Source organism: Xanthomonas sp. SHU 308, assembly GCF_000364645.1.
In the GTDB taxonomy this organism is placed as follows: domain Bacteria; phylum Pseudomonadota; class Gammaproteobacteria; order Xanthomonadales; family Xanthomonadaceae; genus Xanthomonas_A; species Xanthomonas_A sontii.
In genome coordinates this window covers 1-6,719 of record NZ_AQOK01000272.1, presented here as the reverse complement: position 1 = coordinate 6,719, position 6,719 = coordinate 1, and the positions used below count along the sequence as shown (strand labels likewise).

5 protein-coding genes and 1 pseudogene are annotated in these 6,719 nt (G+C 71.2%); all 6 read right to left on the bottom strand.

From position 1 onward, the window contains the following. Window positions 1–120 precede the first annotated feature (120 nt). A complete protein-coding gene (locus D588_RS0109990; RefSeq protein ID WP_017915874.1) occupies window positions 121–1,158 on the bottom strand; it encodes a CDP-glycerol glycerophosphotransferase family protein in 1,038 nt (345 codons plus the stop codon). Then, window positions 1,158–1,991, bottom strand: a complete 834-nt coding sequence (locus D588_RS0109985; RefSeq protein ID WP_017915873.1) for a glycosyltransferase family 2 protein — start codon at window positions 1,989–1,991, stop codon at window positions 1,158–1,160. Before D588_RS0109985 ends, D588_RS0109990 begins: the two co-directional genes overlap by 1 nt. Before the next feature lie 82 nt (window positions 1,992–2,073). Beyond that, window positions 2,074–3,348, bottom strand: coding sequence for an O-antigen ligase (locus D588_RS0109980; RefSeq protein WP_017915872.1), 1,275 nt, complete (start codon window positions 3,346–3,348; stop codon window positions 2,074–2,076). 54 nt (window positions 3,349–3,402) lie between these two features. After that, window positions 3,403–4,437: a glycosyltransferase gene (locus D588_RS0109975; RefSeq protein ID WP_017915871.1), complete on the bottom strand. Its 1,035-nt coding sequence runs from the start codon at window positions 4,435–4,437 to the stop codon at window positions 3,403–3,405. A gap of 76 nt (window positions 4,438–4,513) precedes the next feature. Further along, on the bottom strand, window positions 4,514–6,229 hold the full coding sequence (locus tag D588_RS0109970) for a glycosyltransferase family 39 protein (RefSeq protein ID WP_017915870.1): 1,716 nt from the start codon (window positions 6,227–6,229) through the stop codon (window positions 4,514–4,516). A 25-nt stretch (window positions 6,230–6,254) separates the two neighbouring features. Beyond that, window positions 6,255–6,719 (bottom strand): annotated as a pseudogene (locus D588_RS0109965) (16S rRNA (cytosine(967)-C(5))-methyltransferase); the annotation flags it as partial.

The following is a 6,719-nucleotide window of genomic DNA, read 5'->3' as shown; positions in this document are numbered from 1 at the left end:
CACCGCCGCTGCGCGTGCGGCTACTGCCGGACGCGCAGGCGCGGGCGCTGTACGAGCAACTGGGCGCAGCGCTGGCGCAGCGACGGCTGCGCTGGTGAGCGCGCGCGGCGGCGCTGCGCGTCAGCGACGCGCGCCGCGTCCCCAGTAGCCGATGCGACGGCGGATCTTCAGCTTGCGCCACAGGTTCAGCGGCTTGCGCCGCGGGTTGCGCGCGCCCTCGGCGACGAAGTCGTCGATCGCGCGCAGCACGCGCTCGCTGGACTGGCCGTCGCGGTAGGGATGCAGGCCATCGGCGAATTCGCGGATCGCCGCCATCAGTTCCGGCGGCCGCTGCAGCGCGCGGCGGATCGCCGGTTCGAAATGCGCCGGATCGTCGATGTCGATCAACTGCGGCCCCGGACGCCGGTTCTTGAAGGTCACCACCGGCTTGTAGGTGAGCAGGAACTCGTTGAGCGCGGACGAGGTGTCCGAGCACATCATGTCCACCTGCGGGAACAGTTCCAGGATGTTGTCGTTGTCGGCGAAGTGCAGGTACTCGCTCTCCAGCGCGCGGTAGCGGGCGACCATCGCCGGGTCCATCTTCGGATGGAAGGTGACGATCCAGCGCCACTCGCCGCTGCGCGAGAGCCGCGCGACCTCGTCGTAGAGGATGCCGGCCGCGCTCCACGACGGCGAGAACGTGGAGTGGTACAGGATCACCGGCGGCTGCCGCACCGGGGCCAGTTCCGCGCCGATCTCGCGCATGAACGGGTCGATCTTGGGGAAGCCGGTCTCCTTGACCGCGAAGTGGCCGAGCTTGCGCGCCAGCGCACCGAACGCCGCGGTATCGCGCGGGCCGGTGGTGCAGTACAGATCGAAAAAGCCGCGCACGTAGATGTGCCGCGGCTTGCCGGCATCGAAGCCGTGGAAGGTCTCGACCTTCACCCCGGGGAAGAAATGCGGCACCGCGTTGCTGGAGGTGATCACCGCGTACGGATTCCACGCCAGCACCTCTTCCACCGTCGCCAGGTGGCGCTCGTCGGCGCTCAGATCCTCGGCGCCGGGGCCGTCGAAGAACCATGCCGCCTCGTCGCCGCGCGCGCGGATCGCTGCCTGCAGCGGGCGCAGGATCGCCAGCGCATAGCGCTCGGACCCGTACAGCAGATAGTGCTTGCTCATCAGTGCTCCAGATCGTGCCGTTGCAGTTGCGCCCGCGCCTGCTCCACCGAGGCCGGGTTGATCTGCATTTCGTAGTAGCGCATGCGCTTGTACAGCGCGTAGCTGGCCGCGGTCTGCGCCACCACGAAGCCGCGCCAGCCGTCTAGGAACGCCAGCCGCAGCAGGTAGTCCTTGAGGAAGGCGCCGGCGAACACGAACGGGCTCTGCCACATTCTCACCGGCTTGCGCTTGTCGCGCCAGCCGAGCGCCTTGAGTTCGGCGTAGCGCAGCACCTTGAGCTGCTTGTGTACCAGCGTCGGGTTGTGCAGATGGTTGAACGGCGGCGCGAACGTGGCGCTGGCGCCGTCGAAGCGCAGGGATTCGTGCACCCGCGCATCGCTCCAGCGCGCGCGTCCGCGGTGGTACAGCCGCGCCAGGCGCTCGCCGACCATCGGTTTGTACCAGCGCATCGGCGCGCCCATGTACCAGGTGCTGCGCCGCAGCCATACCGCGTCCACGCGGTCCTCGGCGAGTAGTTGCGGCAGCCGCACCTGGCATTCGGCGCGCAGCGCGTCGGACAGGAATTCGTCCGCGTCCAGCACCAGGATCCAGTCGTGCGCGGCCTGGGTGGAGGCGAAGTTGCGCTGTTGACCGAAGCCCAGCCAGGCCTGCTCGACCACGCGCGCGCCGTGCGCGCGGGCGATCGCCACGGTGTCGTCGGTGCTGCCACAGTCCACCACCAGCTTGTCGGCGGCGAACGGCACGCTGTCCAGGCAGCGCGCGATGTTGGCGGCCTCGTTGTAGGTCATCACCACCAGGCTCAGCGGCAGGGTGGCGGCGGCAGCGTCGGCCATGGCGCGCGGTATCCGGAAGTCAGGCGCGGTGCCGGCGGTCGGCGCCGGGCGCCGTGCCGCCCGGCGATGCGGGATCGGCAGTCTACCGGCTTCGCGCGGCGCCTTCAGCGCCCGGGGCCGGCACCGCCTCGCGCGCCGCCAGCCCGATCAGCACGCCGACCAGCGCCACGTAGAAGCCGGTGCTCACCTGGTGCGCGAACATCGATTGGGTCATGCCGCACAGGATGTAGGCCGCCACCACCATGATCCCGGCTGCCGCGGCGCCGTGGAAATGCGGCTGCGGCCGGCGCCGGTACAGGCGCAGCAGCAGCCACAGCGGCACGCCGTACACCATCAGGATCAGCATGGTGCCGGGCAGGCCCTGGGTCGCGCTCCACTCGGCCAGGTCGTTGTGCGCATGGCCCAGGTGGCAGCGCTCGACGAAGCCCTTGCGGCAGTCCGGCAGGCGCAGCATGGCATTGTCGAAGCGGCCCACGCCGACCCCGACCACGGGGTGTTCGACGAAGGTCGCCGCCGCCACCTGCAGGCGCTCGATGCGCGCGCCGGCCGAGGAATCGCTGTCGCCGCGCTCGTAGCGCTGCACATCGTGATGCAGTTCGGCCAGGCGGGTCTGCTTGGTCAGCGCCGGCACGCTCAGTACCAGCACCGCCGCCAGCGCGGTGCACGCGCCCAGGATCATCAGCCGCGTCGCGCTGTCGCGCCAGCGCAGGCACAGCGCGCTGACCACCAGCAGCAACAGCACGCCCAGCCACACGCCGCGGCTGCCGCTGAGCAGGATGACGATGCCGCCGGCCACCACCGCGGCGACGGCCCACGGCCATTGCCCGCGCGGCCGGCAGAACACCGCCAGCACCATCAGCATCAGCACCACGTCGGCCAGCACGATGGCGTTGGTCCAGCCCTCGGCACGCGGCTGGCCCTGCAGTACCTGCACGCTGGCCAGCACCAGGGCGGCGAGGATGCCGAGCAGCGCGCCCCACCACAGCAGGCGCTGCGGCGGCCGCAGGGCGTAGGTCCACAGCGCCGCCCACGGCAGCACCAGGAAGCGGGTGCGGTTGTCGATGTCCTTCAGCGGCTGGCCGAAGTACAGCACCGAGCACAGCGACAGCCCGATCACCAGCACCGCCAGGATCCACAGCCAGCGCAGCGACGGCTGCATCGGCGCCACCGCCTGGCGCAGCCGCGGCAGGGCCAGCAGGCTGGTCGCCAGCAGCAGCAGGCCGAACGGCAGCAGGCCGCTGGGGATGCTGATCACCAGCGCCGGCAGGCACAGCAGCGCGAGCGCCGCGCCGCGCTCGGCCAGGGACTGGCGCGAGAACGCGGAAACGGCATGGCGTGGCGCGATCGGCTGGGACATCAAGGAGGGAAGACCGTGGAGAGGGGGTGGTCGGCGATGATCCGGGGCGCTTCCCTAACCCGGCCTGACCTGCTCGCGATCGGCGCCATGGCTGGCCGGCACGGCGGGCGGCGGCGTTTCCCCGAGCAGATCGGCCACCGCCGCGCGCAGGCGCTCGCAGAACTCGCGCCGGCGCGTCTCGAAGAAGCCGCGCGCGGCCGTGCCCAGGGCGTCGCACTGCATCGGCGACAGCGCCAGCGCCTGCGCCATCGCCTGCTCGAGGCCTGCGGCCTCGATCCGGTAGCGCACGCCGAAATTGTCCGGCCCCTCGCCGACCGGGTCGATCAGCACGCCGCGGTCGGCGCTCACCAGCTCGTTCATCGGCGCCCCATTGGTGGTGATCACCACCGCGCCCACGCTCAGCGCTTCCATGATGTAGTGGCCGAAGCCCTCAACCTCGGAGGGGCACAGGTGGAAGCGGTGCGCGTTCTGCAGCCGCCGCAATTCCTGCTGGTCCAGGTAGCCGGTCAGGTAGTCGATGTTCTCGGCCTCGATCGGGTGGGACTTCTTCGCGCTCTGCACCACCGTCAGCCGCGGCCACTCGGGGTGCCGCGCCCAGGTCTGCAGCAGCAGCGCCGTGCCCTTGGCCGAACTGCGCCCGGCCACATGCAGGCAGGCGCGTTCGCGCGGGACCTCAGGACGGTAGCAATCGTCGCTGCAAAAGCCGATGAAGGCGGTCGGCGCCATCGTGGAGAACCGCTGCTCGGCCTGGCGGGTCTTGCACAGCACCAGGGCGAAGCGCGGCAGGCAGCGCAGCCACTTGTGCCGGAACCACTCCGGGTTGGGGATCAGGGCATTGCGCAAGCCGCTGCCCAAGCAGCGCGGATACACCCGCTCCAGGAAGATCTGCAGGTCGGCGCGCCCGAACAGCAGGCTGCGCAGGAACAGGCGCAGTTCGCGCAGGCGGTTGGCCATGCGCACGGTGCCGAAGCCCAGCACCTCCACGCGGTAGCGGCCGGTCTCGCGCAGCAGGTCGGCGACCACCTGCAGGTCGCGGCTGAGGCCGCCGCCGTTGTCGCGGCTGATGACCCGGATCAGGCGTGGCGGCACGCGCGTCTCCCTGCCCGCGCAGCGCGCCGGGCGCCAGCGGCACCCGCGCCACGCCGCCGCAACGCGCGGCTGCGGCTCATTCGAAGCGGTCCTTGTCCTGCTCGCGCAGGCGGTCGCGGTCGTCCTGGGTGACCACGCAGTGGCCGTGTATCGCACTGGCCGGGACCAGCCACCAGTCGCGCCGGTTGGACACGCCGGCCAGGATGCTCGCGTTGCGGTCCACGCAGCCCAGCATCGCCGCCTCCTGCACCAGCAGCCAGCGCCGCTGCGGCGCCTGTGCCTGCCAGGCGATGCCGCGGCGCAGTTGTTCGTCCCAGGGCACCACGAAGCCGAAGGTCGCCGCCGGGCGGTCGGCCATCAGCAGGTTCTGCTCCTTCCAGGCGACCAGGCCGAGTTCGGCCTCCGGGCCGATGCGGCGCCCCACCGACTCCATCACCCCACGCGCGGAACTCGACATGTTGATCAGCGGGTACACCAGCAAGCCGGCCATCACCCAGACCATTGTCAGGGTCGAGACCGTCGCCAGCTCCGGGCGGCGCCGCGCGAACGCGGCCAGGCTGGCCACGCCCCACAGACCGATCGCCAGCAGGATCCAGGCCAGCACCTGCACGGTCGCCAGGTCGATGCCGCGGTCTTCCATCATCTTCGCGCGGAAGCCGTGCCCCAGCAGGATCGCCGCGCCCACGCCGCCCAGCGCCAGCGTCAGCAGCGCGGTGAACGCCAGCAGCAGGCGCTTGACCCCGGGCTTGCGCAACAGCCCTGGAATGAGCGGCCCCATCGCCAGGCACAGCATCGGCAGCGCCGGCAGCACGTAGACATCGCGCTTGCCGGTCGGGATCGAGAAGAACAGCACCACCAGCGCCCACCAGGCCAGCGGCAGCAGGTAGCGCGCGTCGCGCCGGCGCAGGCGCCGCGCCCAGGCCGGGATCGCCCACGGCAACGCCAGCAGTACCGGCAGCCACATGCTCGGCATCACCCCGAAGAAGTACAGCGGCCCGTGCGCGTGGTCCCAGGACTTGGCGTAACGGCCGGCGGTCTGCCGGAACAGAATGTCGTTGAGGTAGGCGCGGTACTCGGGCGCGTTGCTCGACAGCGCGGTGGCGACCATCGGCACCAGCCAGATCGACACCGCCGCCAGGAACGCCAGCGGCCCCAGCCAGAAGCGCGGATCGCGCAGGCCGACCCGCACCCCGCGCCAGTGCGCCAGCGACGCCGCCGCGGCCGGCAGCAGCATCAGCAGCGCCAGCACGCCCACACCCTTGGTGATCGTGCCCAGGCCGGCGGCGAACCAGCCCAGCGCCCACAGCCGCCAGTCCGGCCCGCGCAACAGGTGGCGCAGCAGCGCGTAGTTGGCCAGGGTGATGAAGAACACCACCAACGGGTCGATCTGCGCCTTCTTCGCCTGGTAGGTGAAGTGGAAGGCGAACAGCAGCGCGTAGGCCGCGTACATGCCGACGCGGCGCGTCCACAGGCGCCGGCCGAGGTCGTAGACGCAGGCCAGCGTGCCCAGCCCGGCCAGCAGCGACGGCAGCAGGAAGGCCACCCGCCAGTTGCCGAACAGCGTGTAGAAACTCGCCTGCAGCCACATCAGCATCGGCGGCTTGTCCGAGTACAGCTCGTTGCCGCGGTGCGGGAACAACCAGTTGCCGCTCTCCACCATCTGCTTGGCGACCAGTGCGAAACGCGGCTCGTCGGCCGGGTGCGGATCGCGCAGGCCCAGGCCGGCGCCGAGCACCAGCACGGCCAGGATGGCCAACAACCAGAACTCTCGGGAGGCGCGGGTCTTCAGCATGGGACGCGATGATACCGGGGCCGGTTCATGCCGTCTTGCGGAACCTTGCGTAGTAGAAACCGTCGCAGTCCTGCTCGCCTGGGAAGCGCTGGCGGCCGCCGCCGGAAGCATACCCGCAGGCCGCGCCCGGATCCTCCAGTGCCGCGCCCGGTTGCCGCGCCAGCAACGCCTGCACCTGCCGCGCGTTCTCGTCCTGCAGCAGCGAGCAGGTCGCGTAGACCAGCACCCCGCCCGGCCGCAGCACCTGCCAGGCGGCGTCGAGCAGGCGCACCTGCAGCGCCTGCAGCGCGATCACGTCCTCGCGGCGGCGATGCAGCAGCACGTCCGGCTGGCGGCGCACGATGCCGGTGGCCGAACACGGCGCGTCGAGCAGCACCGCGTCGAACGGCACGCCGTCCCACCAGTCCTGCGGCTGCGCCGCGTCGGCGACCTGCAGCTGCGCCTGCGCACCGGCGCCGGTGCGCGCGAAGGTCTCGCCGACCCGCGCCAG

Bases quoted from the DNA above. Each gene is read 5' to 3' on its own strand.
- D588_RS0109970 (WP_017915870.1), bottom strand. From the start codon at position 6,229: ATGCTGAAGACCCGCGCCTCCCGAGAGTTCTGGTTGTTGGCCATCCTG.
- D588_RS0109980 (WP_017915872.1), bottom strand. From the start codon at position 3,348: ATGTCCCAGCCGATCGCGCCACGCCATGCCGTTTCCGCGTTCTCGCGC.
- D588_RS0109985 (WP_017915873.1), bottom strand. From the start codon at position 1,991: ATGGCCGACGCTGCCGCCGCCACCCTGCCGCTGAGCCTGGTGGTGATG.
- D588_RS0109990 (WP_017915874.1), bottom strand. From the start codon at position 1,158: ATGAGCAAGCACTATCTGCTGTACGGGTCCGAGCGCTATGCGCTGGCG.